This window comes from Streptomyces sp. ME19-01-6, from assembly GCF_033793745.1.
Classification (GTDB): domain Bacteria; phylum Actinomycetota; class Actinomycetes; order Streptomycetales; family Streptomycetaceae; genus Streptomyces.
In genome coordinates this window covers 68,582-93,388 of the sequence record NZ_JARAXF010000040.1, presented here as the reverse complement: position 1 = coordinate 93,388, position 24,807 = coordinate 68,582, and the positions used below count along the sequence as shown (strand labels likewise).

General features: G+C 71.6%; 16 protein-coding genes and 1 rRNA gene. 12 read left to right on the top strand and 5 right to left on the bottom strand.

Features of this window, described 5'->3' with window-relative positions:
* Positions 1-92 (top strand): 5S ribosomal RNA (rrf, locus tag PV419_RS46310); the annotation flags it as partial.
* Between the two features lie 52 nt (positions 93-144).
* On the opposite strand, the gene PV419_RS46305 is transcribed toward rrf, so the two are convergent.
* Positions 145-1,020 carry a glycerophosphoryl diester phosphodiesterase membrane domain-containing protein gene (locus tag PV419_RS46305; protein ID WP_319699481.1) on the bottom strand — a complete coding sequence of 292 codons (876 nt, stop codon included), beginning with the start codon at positions 1,018-1,020 and terminating at the stop codon, positions 145-147.
* 694 nt (positions 1,021-1,714) lie between these two features.
* Here PV419_RS46305 and mtnA point away from each other — a divergent pair.
* From mtnA to PV419_RS46270, 7 genes are all read left to right on the top strand, one after another.
* Positions 1,715-2,872, top strand: a complete 1,158-nt coding sequence (gene mtnA, locus PV419_RS46300) for an S-methyl-5-thioribose-1-phosphate isomerase (protein ID WP_319699479.1) — start codon at positions 1,715-1,717, stop codon at positions 2,870-2,872.
* Positions 2,869-3,546 (top strand): two-component system response regulator MtrA, encoded by a 678-nt coding sequence (gene mtrA, locus PV419_RS46295; protein ID WP_042155333.1) that lies wholly within the window; start codon positions 2,869-2,871, stop codon positions 3,544-3,546. The genes mtnA and mtrA overlap by 4 nt, the downstream gene beginning before the upstream one ends.
* A 1-nt stretch (position 3,547) precedes the next feature.
* Positions 3,548-5,722: an MtrAB system histidine kinase MtrB gene (mtrB, locus tag PV419_RS46290; protein WP_415925522.1), complete on the top strand. Its 2,175-nt coding sequence runs from the start codon at positions 3,548-3,550 to the stop codon at positions 5,720-5,722.
* On the top strand, positions 5,712-7,565 hold the full coding sequence (locus PV419_RS46285) for an LpqB family beta-propeller domain-containing protein (RefSeq protein ID WP_319699475.1): 1,854 nt from the start codon (positions 5,712-5,714) through the stop codon (positions 7,563-7,565). Before mtrB ends, PV419_RS46285 begins: the two co-directional genes overlap by 11 nt.
* Before the next feature lie 154 nt (positions 7,566-7,719).
* Positions 7,720-8,532, top strand: a complete 813-nt coding sequence (locus PV419_RS46280; protein ID WP_319699473.1) for a ComF family protein — start codon at positions 7,720-7,722, stop codon at positions 8,530-8,532.
* A gap of 249 nt (positions 8,533-8,781) precedes the next feature.
* Positions 8,782-9,471, top strand: coding sequence for a ribosome hibernation-promoting factor, HPF/YfiA family (gene hpf, locus PV419_RS46275; RefSeq protein ID WP_319699471.1), 690 nt, complete (start codon positions 8,782-8,784; stop codon positions 9,469-9,471).
* 290 nt (positions 9,472-9,761) lie between these two features.
* Positions 9,762-10,508: a response regulator transcription factor gene (locus PV419_RS46270; RefSeq protein WP_319699469.1), complete on the top strand. Its 747-nt coding sequence runs from the start codon at positions 9,762-9,764 to the stop codon at positions 10,506-10,508.
* 56 nt (positions 10,509-10,564) lie between these two features.
* Here PV419_RS46270 and PV419_RS46265 read toward each other — a convergent pair whose 3' ends face one another.
* The gene (locus tag PV419_RS46265; protein WP_319699467.1) at positions 10,565-11,743 is read right to left on the bottom strand and encodes a winged helix-turn-helix domain-containing protein; all 1,179 of its coding nucleotides are present in this window, start codon (positions 11,741-11,743) and stop codon (positions 10,565-10,567) included.
* Positions 11,744-11,791: 48 nt separating this feature from the next.
* Positions 11,792-12,466, bottom strand: a complete 675-nt coding sequence (locus PV419_RS46260; protein WP_319699465.1) for a GNAT family N-acetyltransferase — start codon at positions 12,464-12,466, stop codon at positions 11,792-11,794.
* Positions 12,467-12,702: 236 nt separating this feature from the next.
* Between PV419_RS46260 and secA the strand changes: the two genes are divergently transcribed.
* Entirely contained in the window at positions 12,703-15,561 is a 2,859-nt protein-coding gene (gene secA / locus PV419_RS46255) for a preprotein translocase subunit SecA (protein ID WP_319699463.1), read from the top strand.
* A 378-nt stretch (positions 15,562-15,939) separates the two neighbouring features.
* Here the strand turns inward: secA and PV419_RS46250 are convergent, their stop codons facing one another.
* Positions 15,940-16,743 carry an Rv3235 family protein gene (locus PV419_RS46250; protein ID WP_319699462.1) on the bottom strand — a complete coding sequence of 268 codons (804 nt, stop codon included), beginning with the start codon at positions 16,741-16,743 and terminating at the stop codon, positions 15,940-15,942.
* A 473-nt stretch (positions 16,744-17,216) separates the two neighbouring features.
* Between PV419_RS46250 and PV419_RS46245 the strand changes: the two genes are divergently transcribed.
* Entirely contained in the window at positions 17,217-17,723 is a 507-nt protein-coding gene (locus PV419_RS46245) for a DUF6912 family protein (RefSeq protein ID WP_319699460.1), read from the top strand.
* Between the two features lie 99 nt (positions 17,724-17,822).
* Complete coding sequence (locus PV419_RS46240) at positions 17,823-18,488, top strand: HAD family hydrolase (RefSeq protein ID WP_319699458.1); 666 nt, start codon at positions 17,823-17,825, stop codon at positions 18,486-18,488.
* A gap of 60 nt (positions 18,489-18,548) precedes the next feature.
* Here PV419_RS46240 and PV419_RS46235 read toward each other — a convergent pair whose 3' ends face one another.
* Positions 18,549-19,115, bottom strand: coding sequence for a DJ-1/PfpI family protein (locus tag PV419_RS46235; protein ID WP_319699457.1), 567 nt, complete (start codon positions 19,113-19,115; stop codon positions 18,549-18,551).
* 524 nt (positions 19,116-19,639) lie between these two features.
* Between PV419_RS46235 and PV419_RS46230 the strand changes: the two genes are divergently transcribed.
* Positions 19,640-24,631 (top strand): NAD-glutamate dehydrogenase, encoded by a 4,992-nt coding sequence (locus PV419_RS46230; RefSeq protein WP_319699456.1) that lies wholly within the window; start codon positions 19,640-19,642, stop codon positions 24,629-24,631.
* Positions 24,632-24,807: the final 176 nt, after the last annotated feature.

The window sequence follows — 24,807 nt, the reverse complement described above, 5'->3', positions numbered from 1 at the left end:
CGCCCGGTTACATTCCGAACCCGGAAGCTAAGCCTTTCAGCGCCGATGGTACTGCAGGGGGGACCCTGTGGGAGAGTAGGACGCCGCCGAACAATTTTTAGCCTCGGTCCCGAGTATCGAAAGATACTCGGGACCGAGGCTTTTTTATTTGCCGTGACCGGGGATTTCGGCGGCGCTGGCGAGCTCCAGGTCGAGGGCCTCGCGGCGGATGCGCTGATCCACGTAAAGGAGCGCGGCGACACCCGCGCTGATCGGCAAGGTGATGGTCGAGGCGATGACCCCGCCGATTCCGATGACCACCAGAAACGTCCAGCTGACGGAGACGGACTCGCCGGACAGCCAGTCCATCGCATTGTCGCCGCCGACGGCCATGCCGAGGAGGCTGGTCGGGATCTCGACAACTGCGGAGACGACAAAGGCGATGAGAAGCGCGAGGAGCTGGATGCCGAACACGCGCCACCACGCGCCACGTACGAGCTTGGCGGAGCGGCGCATGGCCGCGCCGAGTCCCCGTTTCTCCAGCATCAGGGCGGGCGCGGCGAGGCTGTAGCGGATCCAGAGCCACAGGGCGGCTGCCGTCGCACTGAGTCCGCCCAGCAGGGCCAGTGCCGCGCCTTCGCTGTCGGCTCCGGCGGCGATGAGCAGAAGTCCCGGCGCCAGGCCGGCGGCGAAGGCCGCGGCCACGAGTGCGGGCAACAGGAGCAGCAGGCCACACAGCTGGAGGAGGCGCGGACGGGCGTCGCGCCACACCTCGCCGGGTGACACCGGCCGTCCCAGCACGGCCCGGCCGACCACGACCGTCAGCAAGGCTGTGGTGACGAGGGTGCCGAGGACTCCGGCCGCCAACGGGACCGCACTGCCCTGCAGGGCGTGGCCGAGGGTGTCCAGGGCCTCTCGCGCGGTCGGGTTCGGGTCGTTGTCGAGTGCGTCGAGCCCATTCGCGTCCCGGAACCACAGTCCGGTGGCGGCCGTGGTCACGGCCTGGGTGACGAGGGCGACGATGAAGGAGACGCCGAGCACCGGCCGCCAGTGGGCGCGCAGGGTGGAAACCGCCCCGTCGAGGATTTCGCCGACGCCCAGGGGCCGTAGCGGGATGACCCCGGGCCGGGGCGCGGGCGGCGGCTGTCTCCAGCCGGCCCCCCAATTTCCGTACGAGGCAGGCCCGGCTGGACCGCCCGGACCCGCTGGGCCCGTCGCAGGGCCTGTCGGCGGGGCGGGCGGCGACATGGGGGCGCCGCCGGAGTGGGCCGTCCAGTGCCCCGCGGGCGGTTGCCGCTCCGCCCACTTCGCGCCCCATAGGGATCGGTCCGTCGTGGGACCGTCCGCCGCAGGGCCTTCCGCCGCAGGGCCTTCCGCCACAGGGCCCTCCGCCGCAGGGCCTTCCGCCACAGGGCGGTCCGGCCCGGGCTGATCGGGCAGGACGGGGTCCGCGCTCGGTTTGTCCGGGCTCTGTGCGGCCTGGCCGGCCGGGGCGCCCGGCGGCTGGGGGTGTTGGTGCGGTTCGTCGGTAGGGGACGGCCCGGGCGGTGCCCAGCCCGGAGAGTCGTTCATCGTCGCTCCGTAAGGTCGGCCCCGTAAGGGCGGTCGTCGGGCTGTCGCGGGTGCGGCGGCGGCCGGTTGGCAGTCATCGTGCCATGGTGTGCCCGGCCGGACGGGGGCGTCGGGCGTGGCGGAACACTTCAATACTTGGGGCCACAGAGGGCAGACTGGACGAATGGCTGATCAGCGCTCAGTGGACCGGGACACCGCCGTATCGTCCGCCGCCCTCGCCCTGCGCTGGGAGGAACCGCCGGAAGGTCCCGTGCTGGTGCTCCTGGACCAGACGCGACTTCCCGCCGAAGAGGTCGAGTTGGTGTGCACCGATGTGCCGGTGCTGGTGGAGGCGATCCGCTCGCTCGCCGTCCGGGGCGCTCCGCTGCTCGGTATCGCCGGGGCCTACGGCGTGGCCCTCGCCGCGGTCCGCGGCTTCGATGTGGACGAGGCCGCAGAGTCGCTCGCGCACGCCCGGCCCACGGCCGTCAACCTCGCTTATGGAGTGCGCCGCGCCGCCGCCGCGTACCACGCGGCGGCCAAGGGCGGGGCGGACGCGGAGGGGGCCGCGGCCGCGGCCCTCGCCGAGGCCCGCGCGCTGCACCGGGAGGACGCCGAGGCCAGCGACCGGATGGCCGAGCACGGCCTGGCTCTCCTCGACGAGCTGCTGCCCGCAGGCGGCTACCGCATCCTGACCCACTGCAACACCGGCGCGCTGGTCTCCGGCGGCGGGGGCACCGCCCTGGCCGTGGCCGCGGCGGTGCACCGGGCCGGGCAGCTGCGGCGGCTGTGGGTGGACGAGACCCGCCCGCTGCTGCAGGGCGCGCGGCTGACCGCGTACGAGGCGGCCCGCGCGGGCATGGCGTACACGCTGCTCACCGACAACGCGGCGGGCTCGCTGTTCGCGGCGGGAGAGGTGGACGCGGTCCTGATCGGCGCGGACCGGATAGCCGCGGACGGTTCGGTGGCCAACAAGGTCGGCAGCTATCCGCTCGCGGTGCTGGCCAGCTACCACCATGTGCCGTTCGTCGTGGTGGCCCCGACCACCACGCTGGACCTGGCCACCGCGGACGGCGCGTCGATCGAGGTCGAGCAGCGTCCAGGACATGAAGTGACAGATATCACAGTCCCCTATGCTCCGGCCGCGGGGGCGCAAGCGGGCACTGGGATACCGGTCGCGCCGCTGGGTACACAGGCCTACAACCCGGCTTTCGACGTCACACCACCGGAGTTGGTGACGGCCATCGTCACCGAGGCCGGGGCCGTCTCGCCCGTCACCGCGGACGGGATCGCGGAGCTGTGCGCCAGGTCACGATCGGGTAATGGGATGATGTCGATATGAAGGGACGCGTCCTTGTCGTCGACGACGACACCGCACTGGCAGAGATGCTCGGCATCGTGCTGCGCGGCGAAGGCTTTGAACCGTCGTTCGTGTCGGACGGCGACAAGGCTCTCGCCGCTTTCCGCGAGACCAAGCCGGATCTGGTACTGCTCGACCTCATGCTCCCCGGGCGGGACGGCATCGAGGTGTGCCGGCTGATCCGGGCCGAGTCCGGGGTACCGATCGTCATGCTGACCGCCAAGAGCGACACGGTCGATGTGGTGGTCGGGCTGGAGTCCGGGGCGGATGACTACATCGTCAAGCCGTTCAAGCCGAAGGAGCTGGTGGCGCGGATCCGCGCGCGGCTGCGGCGGTCGGAGGAGCCGACGCCGGAGCAGCTGGCCATCGGCGATCTGGTGATCGACGTGGCCGGCCACTCGGTGAAGCGGGACGGCCAGTCGATAGCGCTGACGCCGCTGGAGTTCGATCTGCTGGTCGCGCTGGCGCGCAAGCCGTGGCAGGTCTTCACCCGTGAGGTGCTGCTCGAGCAGGTGTGGGGCTATCGGCATGCCGCCGACACCCGGCTGGTCAATGTGCATGTGCAGCGGCTGCGCTCGAAGGTCGAGAAGGACCCGGAGCGGCCGGAGATCGTGGTGACCGTGCGCGGCGTCGGCTACAAGGCCGGGCCCAGCTGAGATGCCGGAGGTCGGCTCGGCTCCGCCTGCCGGCAGGGAGGAGGGCGGAGCCCCGGAGGGTGCGCGTCCGGGGCGGCCCGTCGGCCCGACGGGTGACATTCCGCTGTTGCGGCGGTTGTGGAGCGGTGGGCATCTGCTGCCCGACGGGGCGTCGGGCGGGCCCGCGCATCCGTTGATCCGGTTGTTCGGGCGGTGGGTGCGCCGTCCGCTGCTGCCCGCTGCCCGGCTGTGGCGGCGTAATATCCAGCTGCGGGTGGTCGCGACCACCCTGCTGATGTCGCTCGGTGTGGTGCTGCTGCTCGGCCTGGTCGTCATCGGACAGGTGCGCAACGGGCTGCTGGACGCCAAGCGGCATGCGGCGCAGGGGCAGGCCACCGGTGGGTTCCAGGTCGCCGAGCAGATGGCGGACCGTACCAGCGGCAGCCGTAACGGGGACGGGTCCGGTGCCGGTGGCCGGGGCGGTCAGGACGCCGGCAGCTGGTTGAACGAGCTGGTGGCGCAGCTGGCCAGCGGCGGCAAGGGCGCGTACTCGGTGGTGGCACTCAGCTCCGCCTCGGGCGAGACGCCCCGCGTCGTCAGCCGTGGGGCGCGCGTCTCCGGCGACGTCAAGCAGGACAGCGTCCCGGCCGAGCTGCGTAAGAAGGTGGACGAGGGGCGCACCACGCCGTACGAGCAGTACGGCCGGATCCTGCACAACAGCTCCAAGGACTCCGAGGCCGCGCTGATCATCGGCAAGCGGCTCAACGACAACCGCGGCGATCCGTACCAGCTCTACTACCTCTTCCCGTTCACGCAGGAGGAGAAGTCGCTGAGCCTGGTGAAGGGGACGCTGGCGACGGCCGGGGTCTTCGTGGTGGTGCTGCTCGGCGCCATCGCCTGGGTGGTGGTCCGGCAGGTGGTCACGCCGGTGCGGATGGCCGCCGGGATCTCCGAGCGGCTGGCGGCCGGGCTGCTGCAGGAGCGGATGAAGGTCACCGGGGAGGACGACATCGCGCGCCTCGGCGAGTCGTTCAACAAGATGGCGCAGAACCTCCAGGTCAAGATTCAGCAGCTGGAGGAGCTGTCCCGGATGCAGCGCCGCTTTGTCTCGGACGTCTCCCACGAGTTGCGGACGCCGCTGACGACCGTACGGATGGCGGCGGACATCATCCATGACGCGCGCGAGGACTTCGACCCGGTCACGGCGCGCTCCGCCGAGCTGCTGTGGGGCCAGGTCGACCGGTTCGAGTCGCTGCTGTCGGACCTGCTGGAGATCAGCCGGTTCGACGCGGGCGCGGCCGCCCTGGAGGCCGAGCCGATCGATCTGCGCGATGTGGTGACCCGGGTGGTCGACGCGGCCGAGCCGCTCGCCGATGCCAAGGGCACCCGGATCGTGGTGCGGGGCGCCGAGCAGCCGGTGATGGCGGAGGCGGACGCCCGGCGGGTGGAGCGGGTTCTGCGCAATCTCGTGGTCAACGCCGTGGAGCACGGCGAGGGCCGGGATGTGATCGTGCGGCTGGCCGCGGCGGGCGGGGCGGTCGCGGTCGCGGTGCGCGACTACGGCGTCGGGCTCAAGCCGGGCGAGGCGACCCGCGTGTTCAACCGCTTCTGGCGGGCCGATCCGGCCCGTGCCCGTACGACGGGCGGCACGGGCCTCGGCCTGTCGATCGCGGTGGAGGACGCGCGGCTGCACGGCGGCTGGCTGCAGGCGTGGGGCGAGCCCGGGGGCGGTTCGCAGTTCCGGCTGACCCTGCCGCGTACGGCGGGTGACACGCTGCGCGGCTCGCCCATCCCGCTGGAGCCCGAGGACTCCCGGCGCAACCGGGCGTCGAGGCAGGGCGCGGAGGCTCAGGGCACTGGGACTCCAGGGGAGGCCTCGCGGGGCGTGGGCGCGGAGGCGGAAGGCGCGGGGGAGCGGCTGGCGGCCGTACCGGCGCAGCCGAAGTCCGCGCTGTCCGGCGCCGATCTGCCGCTGTGCCCCGGCGGCAAGGGCCTGCCCACGCCGACGGCCGACCCCACGGCGTTGCCGGGCAACGGCGCCCGCGTGGTGCCCCGGGCCGCCGCGCAGGGCGGCCCGCAGCGTTCGCCGGGCCCGCAGCGTCCGCGGCCGGGCGGGGCGGGATCGGCCGCGGGCACGGAGGCCGATACGGCACACACGACCTCGACCGAACGGGAGGGCCGCCCCCGTGGGCGCTGACCGCTACCGCCTCCGCCGTACGCGCCGGCTGCTGGGCGCGCCCGCGCTGCTCGCCTGCGGCGCGCTGCTGCTCTCCGGCTGCGCCTCGATGCCCGACAGCGGGGATGTGCGCCGGGTGGACTCCTCGCCGGGTACGGACGTCGATACGCAGGTGCAGGTGTACGGGGTGAGCCCGGGCAAGGGTGAGCAGCCCGCCGAGCTCGTCAACGGCTTCCTGGAGGCGACGACCAGCGGCGAGGAGGACCTGGCCACGGCCAAGGAGTACCTGGCCAAGGGCGCCTCCCGGCAGTGGGACCCCTTCGCCGCCACCACGGTGCTCGCACAGGCTCCGGAGGTGCGGGTGGAGGCCGATCCGGGGGACCGGGACAGCGACGGGAGGACCGTGGTGCTCTCCGGCAAGCGGATCGCCACGGTGGACGCCACACACGCGTACCGGCCCTCTGAGGGCGATTACGTGGAGCGCGTTCATCTGTCGAAGGTGGGGTCGGAGTGGCGGATCGACCGACTGCCGCGCGGCCTGGTGCTGGGCGAGCCCGACTTCCAGCGCATTTATCAGTCGGTCAACAAGTACTACTTCGCCGAGCTGGGTCCGGACGCCGGGAACTCGCGGGCCGGGCAGGGCGTCCTGGTCGCCGACCCGGTCTATCTGCGGCAGGGCGTCGACCCGGTCACCGCGGCCGTGAAGGCTCTCCTGGACGGGCCGACGAGCTGGCTGGACCCGGTGGTCAGCACCTCTTTCCCCTCCGGTACGAAACTGGGCGGCCGGGACGAGAAGCTGACGCCTGACGACTCGAACGCGCTGAAGGTGCGGCTGAGCGACCGCGCGGTGCACGTGGGTCAGGAGCGCTGCGCCCGTATGGCGGCCCAGCTGCTGTTCACGGTCCAGGGCCTGGAGCAGTCGGCATCGGAGGTGCGCAGCGTACGGCTGGAGCGGCAGGACGGCTCAGAGCTGTGCACGCTGTCGCGCGACGCCGCGCGCTCGTTCGCCCCGGAAGGGGTCAATGGCCGGGGGGACCATCAGTACTTCGTGGACGCCGACCACCGGGTGGTCAGGCTGTCCGACGACGCGCGGGATCCGCAGGCCGTGCCGGGGCCGTTCGGCGAGGACGGCATCGGTCTCGGGTCGGTGGCCGTGTCCCGGGACGAGCGGCTGGCCGCGGGGGTCACCAGGGACGGGCGCTCGCTGTACGTGACCGAGCTGAGGTCCGGCGTCGAGCTCGGCAAGGCGAGGCTGCGCAGCCAGGGCGGCAGCGCGGAGCACGGGCTGTCGGCGCCGAGCTGGGACGGCCTCGGCGGCCTGTGGGTGGCCGACCGCGATCCGCAGCGGCCCAAGCTGCTGCGGCTGCGCGAGGGCGAGGAGAAGGCGGATGAGGTCCAGCTGCCGGATCTGAGGGGCGGCGTGATCACGGCGCTGCGGATGTCCGCGGACGGCACCCGGATCGCGATGCTGGTCAAGCGCGCCGGGCATACGACACTGCAGCTCGGCCGCGTCGAGCGGTGGGGCGGTGAGGCCGCCCCCGAGCTGTCGGTACGGGGGCTGCACTCGGTCTCCCCGCGGCTGGAGGACGTGGACGCCGTCTCGTGGGCCGGGGGCAGCCGGCTGGTGGTCGCGGGCCGTGAGCCGGGCGGGGTGCAGCGGCTGCAGTACGTCGAGACGGACGGCTCGCCGGCGGATGTCCCGGCCGTGCCCGGGCCGAACGGGGTGGAGGCGGTCGCGGCTTTCGAGGGCCAGAACCGGGCGTTGATCGCCGAGACGACGAACGACGGGATCGTGCGGCTGCTGCCGAACACGGACTGGAAGACCGTGGCCAAGGAGGGGTCGCTTCCGGTGTATCCGGGATAGCGCTCCGCGCGAGCGATGGGGCGATCCGATGGGGCGATCCGATGGGCGCTCGTTCACCCGGATGGGCGTCGGCCACGCCGTGGTTGTCCCGTGGTTGTCCACAGGGTTGTCCACAGGGGTGGCGGGTCCGTGCGGGCGACGGGACATTGGGCCCATGCGGATGTGGTGTCGGGAGATCGCCGGGCTGGTGCTGCCGGCCGGCTGCGCGGGATGCGGCCGGGCGGGCGGCGCGCTGTGCGGGCGGTGCCGCGAGGTGCTGTGCGGGGCCGGGGCGCGGCCGGTGCGGCCCAGCCCGGCCCCGCCCGGGCTGCCGCCCGTCCATGCGGCGGCGGCCTACGAGGACGAGGCCAGGGCGGTGCTGCTCGCGCACAAGGAGCGGGGGGAGCTGCGGCTGGCGGCGGCGTTGGGCGAGGCGCTGGCGGGGGCGGTGGGCGCGGCTGGTGCCCGGTCCGGCGGCGAGCGGCCGCTGCTGCTGGTGCCGGTGCCCTCGGCGCGGCGGGCGGTCGCGGCGCGCGGCCATGATCCGGCCCGGCGCATCGCGCTGGCGGCGGCGGGGGTGCTGCGGCGCGGCGGGCGGCCCGCCCGGGTGCTGCCGGTCCTGCGGCAGCTGCGGGCGGTGACCGATCAGGCCGGGCTGGACGCGCGGCGTCGGCGGGAGAATCTCACCGGGGCGCTGGGCGCGGTGCCGCGCTGCGGGCGGCTGCTGGCCGAGGGCCCCGTGGTGCTGGTGGACGATCTGATGACCACGGGGGCGTCGCTCGCGGAGGCCGCGCGGGCGGTGCGGGCGGCGGGCGGCCTGGTCACCGGGGCGGCCGTCGTGGCTGCCGCGCCCCGCGCGTTCGCCATGGTGGCCGCGCGCTCGTTCACCAGGGTCGCTGCGCCGTCGCCAAGCGGAACTGAATACGAACGCGCATCGTTGCTGATGATAAGCGGACGTAAACACCTGATCGGAGGTACGTGCCAGTAGGGGGTGCCGACTTCGGGCCGAGCGAGCTATGTTCGGTTGTAAGGACGGGCGAGCGCTATGGCTCGCATTATCCGCTTGGTGTGCTTTGTGTGCCCTTTCGCTTTTATTGACAAGAAGGGGTGGCGATCCTGGCCATCGGGGAGGAGGGGGTGAAAGCCGCCAAGCAGCAAGCTCCGGAGAAATTCCGGAGCCCAGTGCACAACGGATGAGCTCCGACTTTGACGGAGCGACCCGGGAACGGAGTTCTGCGTGGACATCGTCGTCAAGGGCCGTAAAACAGAGGTGCCCGAGCGGTTCCGGAAGCACGTGGCCGAGAAGCTGAAGCTGGACAAGATCCAGAAGCTCGACGGCAAGGTGATCAGCCTCGACGTCGAGGTGTCCAAAGAGCACAACCCCCGGCAGGCCGACCGCTGTGACCGAGTGGAGATCACCCTCCGCTCCCGCGGTCCGGTGATCCGGGCGGAGGCCGCGGCTGCCGATCCGTACGCAGCGCTTGACCTGGCAGCCGGCAAGCTGGAGGCGCGCATGCGAAAGCAGCACGACAAGCGCCACACGCGCCGTGGCAATGGCCGCATCCCCGCCAGCGACGTGGCCGTGACGGTGCCGAACGCGGCCCGTATCAACGGCCATGGGGAAATCGCCGCCCAGCGCACGTCGGAAGCTGTCCCCACCACCAGGATGGGGCCGTTGGAGGTCCAGGGCGAAGGTCCCCTGGTGGTCCGGGAGAAGACCCACGCCGCCGCCCCCATGACGCTCGACCAGGCGCTCTACGAGATGGAGCTGGTCGGGCACGACTTCTATCTGTTCGTCGACTCCGACACCGGCCAGCCCAGCGTCGTCTACCGGCGCCATGGCTATGACTACGGCGTCATCCACCTCAAGCCCGAGGCGTTCGTCGGGGAGGAGCCCGGCGGCGCCGGTGGCGCCCTGGGAGGCTGATCGGGACGAGCGGGACCGTGCGGCAGGCTTACCGCACGGTCCCGCTGTGGTGCGTGGCGCACCTGGCGTATTGCCCCGGTGCATGGTCGCACCTGGCGTGATGCTCCTGAGCACCCATGCGCCCCCGGGGCACCACCGTGCGACCACGGCGGCACCACAGCGTCCTCCAGGCATGAAATCATGGCTCAGCGGCCAACCCTCGTATCGAGAAGACCGGTTGATGCCGCCGTATAGGACCATGCACAGCCAAGTGCGGACAGCAGGGGCCATGGCCTTCAGGGGGAGGAACGATGGCGGACAGCTTCGGGCCCGCGACCGACGGCGATGACCACAGCGTCGGACCGGACAGGGGCGAGCCGCGCGGTGAGCCGCGCAGGGAGCCGATCAGGGTCCTCGTGGTGGACGATCACGCGCTTTTCCGGCGCGGGCTGGAGATCGTCCTGGCCCAGGAGGAGGACATCCAGGTCGTCGGCGAGGCAGGGGACGGCGCCGAGGCGGTGGACAAGGCGGCCGATCTGTTGCCGGACATCGTGCTGATGGATGTGCGGATGCCCAAGCGGGGCGGGATCGAGGCGTGCACCTCCATCAAGGAGGTGGCGCCCAGCGCGAAGATCATCATGCTGACGATCAGCGACGAGGAGGCGGACCTCTACGACGCGATCAAGGCGGGCGCCACCGGCTATCTGCTCAAGGAGATCTCGACCGACGAGGTGTCCACCGCGATCCGGGCGGTCGCCGACGGGCAGTCGCAGATAAGCCCGTCGATGGCGTCCAAGCTCCTCACCGAGTTCAAGTCGATGATCCAGCGCACCGACGAGCGGCGGCTGGTGCCCGCGCCCCGGCTCACCGACCGGGAGCTGGAGGTGCTCAAGCTCGTGGCCACGGGCATGAACAACCGCGACATCGCCAAAGAGCTGTTCATCAGCGAGAACACCGTGAAGAACCACGTCCGCAACATTCTGGAGAAGCTGCAGCTGCACTCCCGGATGGAGGCCGTGGTCTACGCGATGCGGGAGAAGATCCTCGAGATCAGGTGAGCGGCCAGGACATGGCCCGGTGAGCGGTCGGGCGACGGTCAGCAGACGGCCGGCCGTCAGGCGACCGCCGCCGTGAGCGCGGCGGCGAGCTCCGGGTGGTCGGCGCGCTCGATCCGCACGGATTCGCACCCCACCCACCCGGCCGCCTCCAGCAGCGCCTGGGCCATCGGTGCCACGGCCTTGGGCCCCTCCAGCGATACCTGCCGGGCCACCAGGGTCTTCCCCTCGCGGGCCGGGTCGACGCGGCCGAGCAGCCGCCCGCCCGACAGCAGCGGCATGGCGAAATAGCCGTGGACCCGCTTGGGCTTGGGCACATACGCCTCCAGCCGGTGGGTGAAGCCGAAGATCCGCTCGGTGCGGGCGCGGTCCCATATGAGGGAGTCGAAGGGCGACAGCAGGGTCGTGCGATGGCGGCCGCGCACGGGGACGGCCAGTGCCTCCGGATCCGCCCAGGCCGCCTTGTCCCAGCCGGCCACCGTCACCGGCACCAGGCCCGAGTCCGCGATCACCGCGTCCACCTGCTCGGCCTTCAGCCGGTGGTAGTCGGCGAGGTCCGCGCGGGTGCCGACCCCCAGGGCCCGCCCGGCGAGCCCCACCAGCCGCCGCAGGCACTCCGCGTCGTCCAGGTCGTCATGGCGCAGGGCGTCCGGCACGGCGCGCTCCGCGAGGTCGTACACCCGCTTCCAGCCGCGCCGCTCGACACACACCACCTCGCCGTACATCAGCGCGCGCTCCACGGCGACCTTGGCCGCCGACCAGTCCCACCACGGGCCGCCGTTCTTCGCCCCGCCCAGCTCCGTCGCGGTCAGCGGGCCGTCCTCGCGCAGCCGCTTCACGACCGTCTCGTACACCCCGTCCGGCAGCTCGTGGTACCAGTGCGGGCGGGAGCGGTAGGCGCGGCGCCGGAAGGAGAAGTACGGCCACTCCTCGATCGGCAGCACACAGGCGGCGTGCGACCAGTACTCGAAGGCATGGGTCCCGGTCCAGTACGCCGACTCGACCGCAGCCCGGCCGACCGCGCCGAGCCGCGCGTACGGAATGAGCTCGTGGGAGCGGGCCAGCACCGAGATCGTGTCGAGCTGCACCGCCCCCAGATGCCGCAGCACCCCCCGCACCCCGGCCCGCCGGTCCGGTGCGCCGAGCAGCCCCTGGGCGCGCAGCGCGATCCGGCGCGCCTCGTCGGCGGACAGGGTGACCTCGGGCCGGGGGCCGGACGCGGACGCTGCAATCGTCATGCCGGACACCGTAGAGGGCGCCACTGACAGCGGGGGCGGGTGGCTGGGTCAGGCAAGGTCCGCCGCTGCCGTCCGACCGGAGGCGGGCGGGTTCTGCTCGGGCGCGGTCGGGTTCTGTTCGGACTCGGTCGGGTTCTTTTCGGGCGCGGGCAGGTACGGCGTCGTCGACGGCAGCCCCCAGTCCGAGGGCAGGACCGCGGCCCGCCAGGCGTCCCGCCGGGTCCCGTTGTGGATGATGCGCGCCCGGTCGATTCCCTCCATCCGGAACCCCGCTGCCAGGGCCACCGCCCGCGAGCCCTCGTTGCCGACCTGGGCGCACCACTCCAGCCGCTCCACCCCCAGCCCCGTGAAGGCCCACTCGACCACCGCCCGCGCCGCCTCGCCGGTGTACCCGCGCCGCCGGTGCTCCCGTACCGTCCAGTAGCCCAGCTCCGCCTGGCGCTCCTCGGTGCGCAGCCAGGCCAGGCGCACCAGGGCCATGGCGCCGACCAGGGCGTCGCCGTCCCGGGTCACCACGGCGAAGCGGTAGCCGATGTCGTCCCGCCATTCCTCCGGGCAGATCCGCCGGACGAATTCCTCGGCGTCCGCACGCCTGTACGGGGTGGGCATGGGCGTCCAGCGCTGGATGTCCGGATCCTGGCAGGCGGCGTGCACCGCGTCGGTGTCGGAGAGGGCGAAGGGGCGTAGCAGCAGGCGCTCGGTGGTGAGGGTGACAGGTTCCATGGCCCGAGTCTGAGCCGCCGCAGGGAGGGGCGCAGCTGTTTTGCCGGGTCAGGGGCACCTGGGGCGCGCCTCGTACGTTACTCGGAGAGGTGACACCGGTTCCTCGTAGTGACGGACCTCCCGGCGTGGTGGGGTCCTGTCTTACGATGGCCGTTGCGGCGGGGCCTGCGCCCCTTGATAATGCCGCGCCAGCGCACCCGACCGTGCCAGGCCCGACCGGCAAGGAGTCAGCCTACGTGTCCGTCCTCAACAAGCTCATGCGTGCAGGCGAAGGAAAGATCCTGCGCAAGCTGCACCGCATCGCGGACCAGGTCAATTCCATCGAAGAGGACTTCGTCAACCTCTCCGACGCCGAGCTCCGCGCCCTGACCGACGAGTACAAGGAGCGGTACGCCGACGGCGAGACCCTTGACGACCTGATGCCCGAGGCGTTCGCCACTGTGCGCGAGGCGGCCAAGCGGGTGCTCGGGCAGCGCCCCTACGACGTCCAGCTGATGGGCGGCGCGGCGCTGCACCTGGGATATGTGGCCGAGATGAAGACCGGTGAGGGCAAGACCCTCGTCGGCACGCTCCCCGCGTATCTGAACGCGCTGTCCGGCAAGGGCGTCCACCTGATCACGGTGAACGACTACCTGGCCGAGCGCGACTCGGAGTGGATGGGCCGGGTGCACAAGTTCCTCGGCCTCGAGGTCGGCTGCATCCTCGCCAATATGACGCCCACGCAGCGCCGTGAGCAGTACGCGTGCGACATCACCTACGGCACCAACAACGAGTTCGGCTTCGACTACCTGCGCGACAACATGGCGTGGTCGAAGGACGAGCTGGTGCAGCGCGGCCACAACTTCGCCATCGTCGACGAGGTCGACTCGATCCTCGTCGACGAGGCCCGCACACCGCTGATCATCTCCGGCCCGGCCGACCAGGCCACCAAGTGGTACGGCGACTTCGCCAAGCTGGTCACCCGCCTCACCAGGGGCGAGGCGGCCAACCCGCAGAAGGGCCTGGAGGAGACCGGGGACTACGAGGTCGACGAGAAGAAGCGCACCGTCGGCATCCACGAGTCCGGCGTCTCCAAGGTCGAGGACTGGCTGGGGATCGACAATCTGTACGAGTCGGTCAACACCCCGCTGGTCGGCTACCTGAACAACGCGATCAAGGCTAAGGAGCTCTTCAAGAACGACAAGGACTACGTCGTCATGGACGGCGAAGTCATGATCGTCGACGAGCACACCGGCCGTATCCTCGCCGGCCGCCGCTACAACGAGGGCATGCACCAGGCGATCGAGGCGAAGGAAGGGGTGGAGATCAAGGACGAGAATCAGACCCTCGCCACGATCACCCTGCAGAACTTCTTCCGCCTCTACAGCAACCTCTCCGGCATGACCGGTACGGCGATGACCGAGGCCGCCGAGTTCCACCAGATCTACAAGCTCGGCGTCGTCCCGATCCCGACCCACCGCCCCCTCGCCCGTCTCGACCAGTCCGACCTGATCTACCGCACCGAGGTGGCGAAGTTCGACGCGGTCGTCGAGGACATTGTCGAAAAGCACGAGAAGGGCCAGCCGGTCCTGGTCGGCACCACCTCCGTGGAGAAGTCCGAGTACCTCTCCCAGCAGCTCGCCAAGCGCGGCGTGCCGCACGAGGTGCTCAACGCCAAGCAGCACGACCGTGAGGCGTCGATCGTCGCCCAGGCCGGCCGCAAGGGCGCCGTCACCGTCGCCACGAACATGGCCGGCCGCGGCACCGACATCAAGCTCGGCGGCAACCCCGACGACCTCGCCGAGGCGGAGCTGCGCCAGCGCGGGCTGGACCCGGTGGAGCACGCCGAGGAGTGGGCCGCCGCGCTGCCCGCCGCGCTGGAGAAGGCCGAGGCCGCGGTCAAGGCCGAGTTCGAGGAGGTCAAGGAGCTCGGCGGGCTGTATGTGCTGGGCACCGAGCGCCACGAGTCCCGCCGTATCGACAACCAGCTGCGCGGCCGCTCCGGCCGCCAGGGCGACCCCGGCGAGTCCCGCTTCTACCTCTCGCTCGGCGACGACCTGATGCGGCTGTTCAAGGCGCAGATGGTCGAGCGCGTCATGGCCATGGCGAACGTTCCCGACGACGTCCCCATCGAGAACAAGATGGTCACCCGCGCGATCGCCTCCGCGCAGTCGCAGGTCGAGCAGCAGAACTTCGAGACCCGTAAGAACGTCCTGAAGTACGACGAGGTGCTCAACCGGCAGCGCGAGGTCATCTACGGCGAGCGCCGCCGCGTCCTGGAAGGCGAGGACCTGCACGAGCAGGTGCGCCACTTCATGGACGACACCATCGACGCCTACATCAACGCCGAGACCTCCGAAGGCTTCGCCGAGGAGTGGGACCTGGACCGGCTCTGGGGCGCCTTCAAACAGCTCTACCCGGTCAAGGTCACCATCGAGGAGCTGGAGGAGGCGGCCGGCGACCGCGCCGGGCTGACCGACGAGTTCATCGCCGAGGCGGTCAAGGACGACATCCACGAGCAGTACGACGCGCGCGAGGAGCAGCTGGGCTCCGACATCATGCGCGAGCTGGAGCGGCGCGTGGTGCTGTCCGTCCTGGACCGCAAGTGGCGCGAGCACCTCTACGAGATGGACTACCTCCAGGAGGGCATCGGCCTGCGCGCGATGGCCCAGAAGGACCCGCTGGTCGAGTACCAGCGCGAGGGCTTCGACATGTTCCAGGCGATGATGGACGGCATCAAGGAGGAGTCCGTCGGCTACCTGTTCAACCTGGAGGTCCAGGTCGAGCAGCAGGTCGAGGAGGTCCCGGTCGAGGAGGGCGAGAAGGAGGCCGTGGCGGCCGCCGAGGGCGCCCAGGACGCGGTCCCCGCGGCCGTGACGGCCGGGGGGGCGCCCCAAGGCAATGGCCGCCCCGAGATCCACGCCAAGGGCCTGGAGGCCCCGCAGCGCCCCGACCGGCTGCACTTCTCCGCCCCGACGGTGGACGGCGAGGGCGGCATCGTCGAAGGCGACTTCACCAACGGCGACACGCCCCCCGCGCCCCGCTCCGAGTCGGACGGCATGACGCGCGCGGAGCGGCGCAAGGCGAACAAGGGCGGTCGCCGCCGCAAGAAGTGACCCGATCGGCCCAGGGGCACGGCTTGGGCCGATACGGATCGCTGGGCTGATACGGCTGGGTTATACGGCTGAGGACGGGCCGGGACCCGCGCGGAGGCGCGGGTCCCGGCCCGTCGGCATGCGTGCGGGGCCGCCGCGCCGGCCCGCACGGCGGGCGGCGGGCTACGCGGGCGGGCTCCCGGCCGCGCCGCCGCTGCCTGCCGGTCCCCGATCGCGGGGGCCGGAAGGCGGCACGAGGCCGCTCCACGGCCTCAGAGCGGACCTGTGGGCCCCTGGGGTGCTGGGGTGCCCACAGGGGCCCTTACGGCGCGCGGGTGGCGCCCCACGGGCGGCCTGGGCCGGCTCCTGGGGCGGGTCTGCACGTCGCCGCTCCGTGGATCAGCCTGCGGCGGTCGGGCCGATGTCGACGGCGGCGCAGCGCCAGCGGGCGTCGAGGCCGAGCTCCAGGCGGAAGGCCAGCGCCCGCAGCCGGTCGCCGCAGGCGATCCGGGCGAACGCCTCGATGACCCCCTGCCGCGGCTGGTACTCGCCGCAGCGCTGTACGACGGGGGCGCTGTCGCGGGCTCCGGACGGCCGCAGCGGCGCCTGGGGCGCGAGCTCGACCAGCCGGTCGTACGCCGCCGGGAGGGTGTGGCCGAGCAGCGTGTGGACGGGGCGCTGGCCGCTCAGGGTGAGCAGCAGCTGGTTGGCGAACCAATAGCGCGGCAGCCGCTCGCGCTCCCTGCGCCGCGCGGCGACGGCCGCCGCGCGCGAGACGGACCCGGGCGCATGCGAGACGGGCCTGGAGCCTGTGGGCCGCCGCGAGTCACGACGCCGCGGCGGCCCGCTCAGCGCCGGCCCGCTCTGGGCCGGCGCGTTTCGCGTGGGCCCGTTCCACGCCGGCCGGTTCGTCGCCGGTCCGTTTCCGGCCGACCCGCTCCGCGCCAGTTCGTTCAGCGGCGGCCTGCTGCGCGTCGGCCCGTTCGGCAGCGATCCGCTCCGCGCCGGCCTGCTCTGCGCCGGCCCGCTCTGCGTTGGTCCGCTCTGCGTCGGCCCGTTCGGCGCAGGCCCGCTGCGTACCGGTCCGCTGCGCGTCTCGCTGCCGGGGTGGGCGTCCTGGGTGCTTGTGGTCGCCGGGGTGTGCGGCGTGTTGTTTTCCGTGGTGGCTCCGGTCGGGGCCGTTGTTCGGGGGGTCCTGTCCATGCGCCTCGCCGCTCTCCCGGGCCCGGTGAAGATACCGAGCAGTAGCTTGGGTCGGCAGTCTTCTATCGGCGCCCTTCCGGCTCCGGCAAGGAGTGACGGCCCACCCGTGGCCCGGTCTGCGGGGTTCACCTATCCGGGTGGCCCGCCATCCGAAGCCGGGCCCGGCTGCCGTCGCGTCCACCCTCCTTCGTGCCCTGGCGGGCAGCCCAGAACCCGCCCTGGCCAGGGCGGACCCGCTCCCGGCCCGGAGGGGGCGGCCGGGGCCCGTGGCCCGCCGGGCGGGGTGTCGTGGACCCGCGCGGGCGGGCGGGCCGTGGCAGGGATTACCCCCAATGGGGGACTGCGTGGGCCGAGTACCGTCCCCGGTCTGACGGGGGGCACCAGGGCCCCGAGTTGGGCCCGGGGGACGGGGTGGCGAACGTATGCTGGCTGGGAGCTACAGGAAACTTCAGGAACTCCAGGAAGCGGCAGCCATGCGTGTCTACGTCCCCCTGACCCTCCCCGGTCTCGCCGAGGCGAACAAGGCGGGGGAACTGGGCCCGGCCCCGCTGATCGCCTACGGGGTCACTCCGGCGCTGCGCGAGTGGTATGTCTCCGACGACATCGAGGAGCTGGAGTACGCCGCGCTGAGCCGCGCCGCGCAGGCGTCGCTGCGGCATCTGGCGGTGGACCGGCAGGCGCCCCGGCGGCGGGTCGTGGTGGCGGTGGACGTGCCCGACGCCGACGCGGTGGCGGACCCGGACCGCGGGCTCGATCACTCCTCGCTGGGGGAGGTGCGGATCGCGCTCCCCGTGCCGCTGGCCAAGGCGGCCGCGGTGCACGTCGACTCCGACGACGCCGAGCGGGACGTCGCCGCCGCGGCCGAGGCGCTGGGCGCGGCGGACGTCGGCGACGACGACGCGCAGTTCACGGTGGACGGCGCGGAGGATCACGAACTGCTCTGGTACGACGCCAAGGAGATTCCCGATCTCGTCGGGTGAGACAGGGCGAGGCAATCGGACGAGGTGGTCGGCGGCCCGGTCCCCGGCCCCCGCGCCGGGACCGTCCTCCCTGTCGGCCTCTTTGGGTACGGTCGTGAGATGGGGAAGAAGAACGTGACGCACATCGTCTGGGACTGGAACGGCACCCTTTTTCACGACAACGACGCCGTGATCTCGGCGACGAACGCCTCGTTCGCCGAGATCGGTCTCCCCCCGATCACCCTGGAGCGCTACCGCGAGCTTTACTGCGTCCCCGTGCCGCGCTTTTACGAGCGGCTGTTGGGGCGGCTGCCCACCGACGCCGAGTGGCAGGCCATGGACGAGGCGTTCCACCGTCACTACTGGCTCCTGGCCGAGGGCGCCGCGCTGGCGCTCGGGGCCAAGCAGCTGCTCGCCGACTGGCAGGCGGCGGGGCTCACCCAGTCGCTGTGCTCGCTGGCCGAGCACGAGCGGCTGATCCCCCTGGTGCGTACGCACGGCATCGAGCCGCACTTCATGCGTATGGACGGGCGCACCGGCCAGAGCGATACGGGCAAGGCGGAGCAGATGGTGCGCCATGTGGCCGCGTTGGAGGGCGTGCCGCCGGACCGCATCGTGGTGATCGGGGACGCGCTCGACGACGCCGTCGCGGCGCAGCACGCGGGTGCCCGTGCCGTGCTGTACACGGGGGGCTCGCACAGCCGGGCCAGCCTGCTCGCCGCGGGCGTGCCGGTCGTGGACACCCTGGAGGGGGCCGTCGCCGAGGCCGGCCAGCTGGTCGACTGACCAGCGTGACCGGCGCGCCCCAGTCGTACGGACCCCCAGCCGCCCGCTCGGATCAGCGCCTCACGCCACCGGCGCCTTCGCCCGTAGCACCGCCAGGAACTCCCGCATCCACGCCGGATGGTCCGGCCAGGCCCGCGAGGACACCAGCGTCCCGTCGACCACCACCTCCGCGTCCTGGAACGTTGCCCCCGCCGCCTGCATGTCCAGTTCCAGCGCCGGGTACGCGGTGACCCGCCGCCCGCCGAGTCCCCCGGCCGCCGCCGTCAGCAGCGGTCCGTGGCAGATCTGGGCCACCGGCTTGTCCGCGTCGAAGAAGGCCTTGAGGATCTTGCGCAGTTCGGGGTCGTTGCGCAGGTATTCGGGGGCTCGCCCGCCGGGGATCACCAGGGCGGCGTACTGCCCGGGGTCGACCTCGGAGAAGGCGAGGTCGGCGGGCCAGGTGTAGCCGGGTTTCTCGGTGTAGGTGTCGAAGCCCTCCTCGAAGTCGTGCACCACGAACCGCAGTGTCTTGCGGGTCGGGGCCGCCACATGGACCTCGTAGCCCTCCTCGCGCAGCCGCTGGAGTGGGTAGAGCACCTCCAGGGATTCGGGCGCGTCGCCGGTCACGAGCAGGATCTTCGCAGGCAAGCCGCCCACCTCCACGGGTCACGTCGACCGCCGGACGTCACGCCGGGCGCCAGATGTGACACATCAGACGCCGGATGCGCACGCCGGGCGCCACGCGCCGGGTGCGACACGCCGGCGACCGAACAAGCCTCTCCAAATCACCGTAAAGGCCACAGTGCATCGGTGGCCGAGCTTTGCCAAGAGGCCGCGCGGGACCTGCGTCGCTGTCCATTACGTCAAACTTCAGGGTCCGGTTTTGTACACGAACGGCTCATGACGCTCCCCTGGGGTGGGGCGATAGCCTTACTGCGTGATCAGCGCGATAGGCCGTGGGGGCGATGAGGCCCTCGCACCGATCCCGGACTTCCACCGGGCTCGGGCCGCCGCTGACCTGTGCCGCTTGGGGCGTCGGTCACTTCCGGCCGTGTTCGCCCCGGCCATCCCCCGCACGGGCATATCGTCGTTCCAGACCGGATATCCCGCGTCGCGACGTCATGCCACCGCTATCGATGTCACGCAACGGCGCGCGACAGGAGCCAGAGGACATGCAGACCAAGCTGGACGAAGCCAAGGCCGAGCTGCTCGCACGGGCCGCCCGGGTAGCTGAGAACAGTCCTGCCGGGGGACAGCAACCGGTACAGGGCCCAGGCCCCGAGACCCTGACCGCCTACCTTCAGCACTACTACCAGCACACGCCGCCGGAGGACCTCGCGGGCCGCGACCCGGTCGACGTCTTCGGCGCCGCGCTCTCCCACTACCGCCTGGCCGAGTCGCGCCCGCAGGGCACCGCGAACGTCCGGGTGCACACCCCGACCGTCGAGGAGCACGGCTGGACCTGCAGCCACTCCGTGGTCGAGGTGGTCACCGACGACATGCCGTTCCTGGTCGACTCCGTCACCAATGATCTGACGCGCCAGGGCCGCGGCATCCACGTGGTCATCCACCCGCAGGTCCTGGTCCGCCGCGACATCACCGGCAAGCTGATCGAGGTCCTGGACGTCTCCCCGGACGGCCGGCCCGAGAAGCTGCCGCATGACGCGATCATCGAGTCCTGGATCCATGTCGAGATCGACCGCGAGACCGACCGCGGCGACCTGAAGCAGATCACCGCCGATCTGCTGCGCGTGCTCTCCGATGTCCGTGAGGCCGTCGAGGACTGGGAGAAGATGCGTGAGACGGCGCTGCGCATCGCCGAGGGCCTGCCCGAGGAGCCCACGGCCGGCGAGGTGCGCCCCCATGAGATCGAGGAGGCCCGCGAGCTGCTGCGCTGGCTGGCCGACGATCACTTCACCTTCATCGGCTTCCGCGAGTACGAGCTGACGCAGGCGCCCACCGAGTCCGGTGGTGAGGAGGACGTGCTGAGCGCCGTGCCCGGCACCGGCCTCGGCGTTCTGCGCTCCGACCCGCACCACCGGGACACCGGTGAGAGCGCGCACGCCGGTCTGCCGGAGCCCGCCGACGGCACCGCGCGGCGCCCCGTCTCGCCGTCGTTCAACCGGCTGCCGGCCGACGCCCGCGCCAAGGCGCGCGAGCACACGCTGCTGGTCCTCACGAAGGCCAACAGCCGCGCCACCGTCCACCGCCCCTCGTACCTGGACTACATCGGCGTCAAGAAGTTCGACGCCAAGGGCAATGTGATCGGCGAGCGGCGCTTCCTCGGCCTGTTCTCCTCCGCCGCGTACACCGAGTCCGTGCGCCGGGTCCCGGTGATCCGCCGGAAGGTCGAAGAGGTCCTGGAGGGCGCCGGGTTCCAGCACAACAGCCACGACGGCCGGGATCTGCTGCAGATCCTGGAGACCTACCCGCGCGACGAGCTGTTCCAGACCCCGGTCGACCAGCTGCGGTCCATCGTGACCAGCGTGCTCTACCTGCAGGAGCGCCGCCGGCTGCGGCTGTTCCTGCGTCAGGACGAGTACGGGCGCTACTACTCCGCCCTGGTCTACCTGCCGCGTGACCGCTTCACCACCGAGGTGCGGCTGCGGCTGACCGACATCCTGCTGGAGGAGCTGAACGGCCGGGTGCCGGTCGACTTCACCGCCCTGCACACCGAATCGGTGCTCTCCCGGCTGCACTTCGTGGTCCGCGTCCAGTCCGGCACCGAGCTGCCGGATCTCACCGACGCCGATGTCGAGCGCATCGAGGCCCGGCTGGTGGAAGCCGCCCGCTCCTGGGCCGACGGCTTCGCCGAGGCGCTGACCTCCGAGGTCGGCGAGGAGCGCGCCGCCGAGCTGCTCCGTCGCTACCAGCACGCCTTCCCCGAGGGCTACAAGGCCGACCACTCGCCGCGCGGCGCGGTCGCCGACCTGCAGCACCTGGAGCGGCTGCAGGACAGCGAGCGGAACTTCGCGGTCAGCCTGTACGAGCCGGTGGGGGCGGCGCCCGCCGAGCGCCGCTTCAAGATCTACCGCGTCGGCGAGCAGGTCTCGCTCTCCGCGGTGCTCCCGGTGCTCACCCGGCTCGGCGTCGAGGTCGTCGACGAGCGCCCGTACGAGCTGCGCTGCTCGGACCGGACCAACGCCTGGATCTACGACTTCGGGCTGCGGCTGCCGCGCCACGACGGCGACGGCCTCGCCGACGACGCCCGCGAGCGCTTCCAGAACGCGTTCGCCGCGGTGTGGACCGGGCAGGCGGAGAACGACAACTTCAACGAGCTCGTGCTGGGCGCCGGGCTGACCTGGCGGCAGGCGATGGTGCTGCGCGCTTACGCGAAGTACCTGCGCCAGGCCGGGTCCACCTTCAGCCAGTCGTACATGGAGGACACCCTCCGGACGAATGTGCACACCACCCGGCTGCTGGTGAGCCTGTTCGAGGCGCGGATGTCGCCCGAGCGGCAGCGGGCGGGCACCGAGCTGACCGACGCCCTGCTGGAGGAGCTGGACGCGGCGCTGGACCAGGTGGCCTCACTGGACGAGGACCGCATCCTGCGCTCCTTCCTCACTCTCATCAAGGCCACCCTGCGCACCAACAACTTCCAGAAGGACCAGGACGGGCAGCCGCACGCGTACCTGTCCATGAAGCTGGACCCGCAGGCCATCCCGGATCTGCCCGCACCGCGCCCGGCGTACGAGATCTGGGTCTACTCCCCGCGGGTGGAGGGCGTGCACCTGCGCTTCGGCAAGGTCGCGCGTGGCGGTCTGCGCTGGTCCGACCGGCGTGAGGACTTCCGCACCGAGATCCTGGGCCTGGTCAAGGCGCAGATGGTGAAGAACACGGTCATCGTGCCGGTGGGTGCCAAGGGCGGCTTCGTCGGCAAGCGGCTGCCCGACCCGGCGGTCGACCGGGACGCCTGGCTGGCCGAGGGCATCGCCTCCTACAAGACCTTCATCTCCGGTCTGCTCGACATCACCGACAACAATGTCGGCGGCCAGGTCCAGCCGCCCAAGGACGTCGTCCGCCACGACGGCGACGACACCTACCTGGTCGTCGCCGCCGACAAGGGCACCGCGACCTTCTCCGACATCGCCAACGAGGTCGCCCAGTCGTACGGGTTCTGGCTCGGCGACGCCTTCGCCTCCGGCGGCTCGGCCGGCTACGACCACAAGGGCATGGGCATCACGGCCCGCGGCGCCTGGGAGTCCGTCAAGCGGCACTTCCGCGAGCTCGGCCACGACACCCAGACCGAGGACTTCACGGTGGTCGGCGTCGGCGACATGTCCGGCGATGTGTTCGGCAACGGCATGCTGCTCAGCGAGCACATCCGGCTGGTCGCCGCCTTCGACCACCGGCACATCTTCTTGGACCCCAACCCGGACAGCGCGGTCTCCTACGCCGAGCGCCGCCGCCTGTTCGAGCTGCCGCGCTCCTCGTGGGCCGACTACGACACCTCCCTGCTCTCGCAGGGCGGCGGCGTCCACCCGCGGACCGCCAAGGCCATCCCGATCACCCCGCAGGTGCGGAAGGCCCTCGGCATCGAGTCGCGGGTCGCCAAGATGACCCCGGCCGACCTGATGAAGGCGATCTTCAAGGCCCCGGTCGACCTGCTGTGGAACGGCGGCATCGGCACCTACGTCAAGGCCGCCACCGAGTCGCACGCCGACGTGGGCGACAAGGCGAACGACGCCATCCGGGTGGACGGCCAGGACCTGCGGGTCAAGGTCGTCGGCGAGGGCGGCAACCTGGGCCTGACCCAGCTGGGCCGGATCGAGTTCGCCCTGAACGGCGGGCGGATCAACACCGACGCGATCGACAACAGCGCCGGTGTGGACACCTCCGACCACGAGGTGAACATCAAGATCCTGCTCAATGAGCTGGTCCGCGAGGGCGATATGACGGTCAAGCAGCGCAACAAGCTGCTGGCCGCGATGACCGACGAGGTCGGCGCGCTGGTGCTGCGCAACAACTACGCCCAGAACGTCGCGCTCGCCAACTCCGTCGCCCAGGCCCCCAGCCTGCTCCACGCCCACCAGCGGGTGATGCGCCGGCTGGGGCGCGAGGGGCGGCTGGACCGCTCGCTGGAATTCCTGCCCAGCGACCGCCAGATCCGGGAGCGGCTGGCCGCCGGGCGCGGGCTGAGCCAGCCCGAACTGGCCGTGCTGCTCGCCTACATCAAGATCACGGTGGCCGAGGAGCTGATCGCCACCGACCTGCCGGACGACCCGTATCTGCAGCGGCTGCTGCACGCGTACTTCCCGCAAGCGCTGCGCCAGAAGTTCTCCGAGCACGTCGACGGCCACGCGCTGCGCCGGGAGATCGTCACCACGGTGCTGGTCAACGACACGGTCAACACCGCCGGTATGACCTTCCTGCACCGTATGCGCGAGGAGACCGGCGCCTCCACGGAAGAGGTGGTGCGCGCCCAGACCGCGGCCCGCACGATCTTCGAGCTGGGGGAGGTGTGGGACGAGGTCGAGGCCCTCGACAACGTCGTCGCGGCCGATGTCCAGACCCGGATGCGGCTGCACTCCCGGCGCCTGGTCGAGCGCGGCACCCGCTGGCTGCTCGGCAACCGCCCGCAGCCGCTGGAGCTGGCCGAGACCATCGAGTTCTTCGGCGAGCGCGTCGCGGCGGTCCGCTCCCAGCTGTCCAAGCTGCTGCGCGGCGCGGACGTGGAGTGGTACCAGAAGATCCATGACGAGCTGACCGCCGTCGGGGTGCCGGAGGACCTGGCCATGCGGGTGGCGGGCTTCTCCGCCGCCTTCCCGGTGCTGGACATCGTCGCCATCGCCGACCGGGTGGGCAAGGACTCGCTGGCCGTCGCCGAGGTGTACTACGACCTCGCCGACCGGCTGCGGATCAGCCAGCTGATGGACCGGATCATCGAACTGCCGCGCGCCGACCGGTGGCAGTCCATGGCCCGCGCCTCCATCCGCGAGGAGCTGTACGCGGCGCACGCCGCCCTCACCTCCGATGTGCTGTCGGTGGGCGACGGCGGTGCCACGCCGGAGCAGCGCTTCAAGGCCTGGGAGGAGAAGAACGCGTCGATCCTGCAGCGGGCGCGCACCACGCTGGACGAGATCCAGGGGTCGGAGACCTTCGACCTGGCGAATCTGTCCGTCGCCATGCGCACCATGCGCACGCTGCTGCGCACCCAGCGCTGACCGGTGCCGCCAGGCGCTGATCGGCACTGATACGCGTTGACCCATTTGCCGCGCCGCCCGGGGCCCGCCCCGGGCGGCGCGGCGCGTTCTGTGGCGCGCTCCCGTCAGCACTTGGCGATCTTTTCACCCCAACCATCCACCCATCGGGCCTATCCGGATACATCACCCTATAGTGG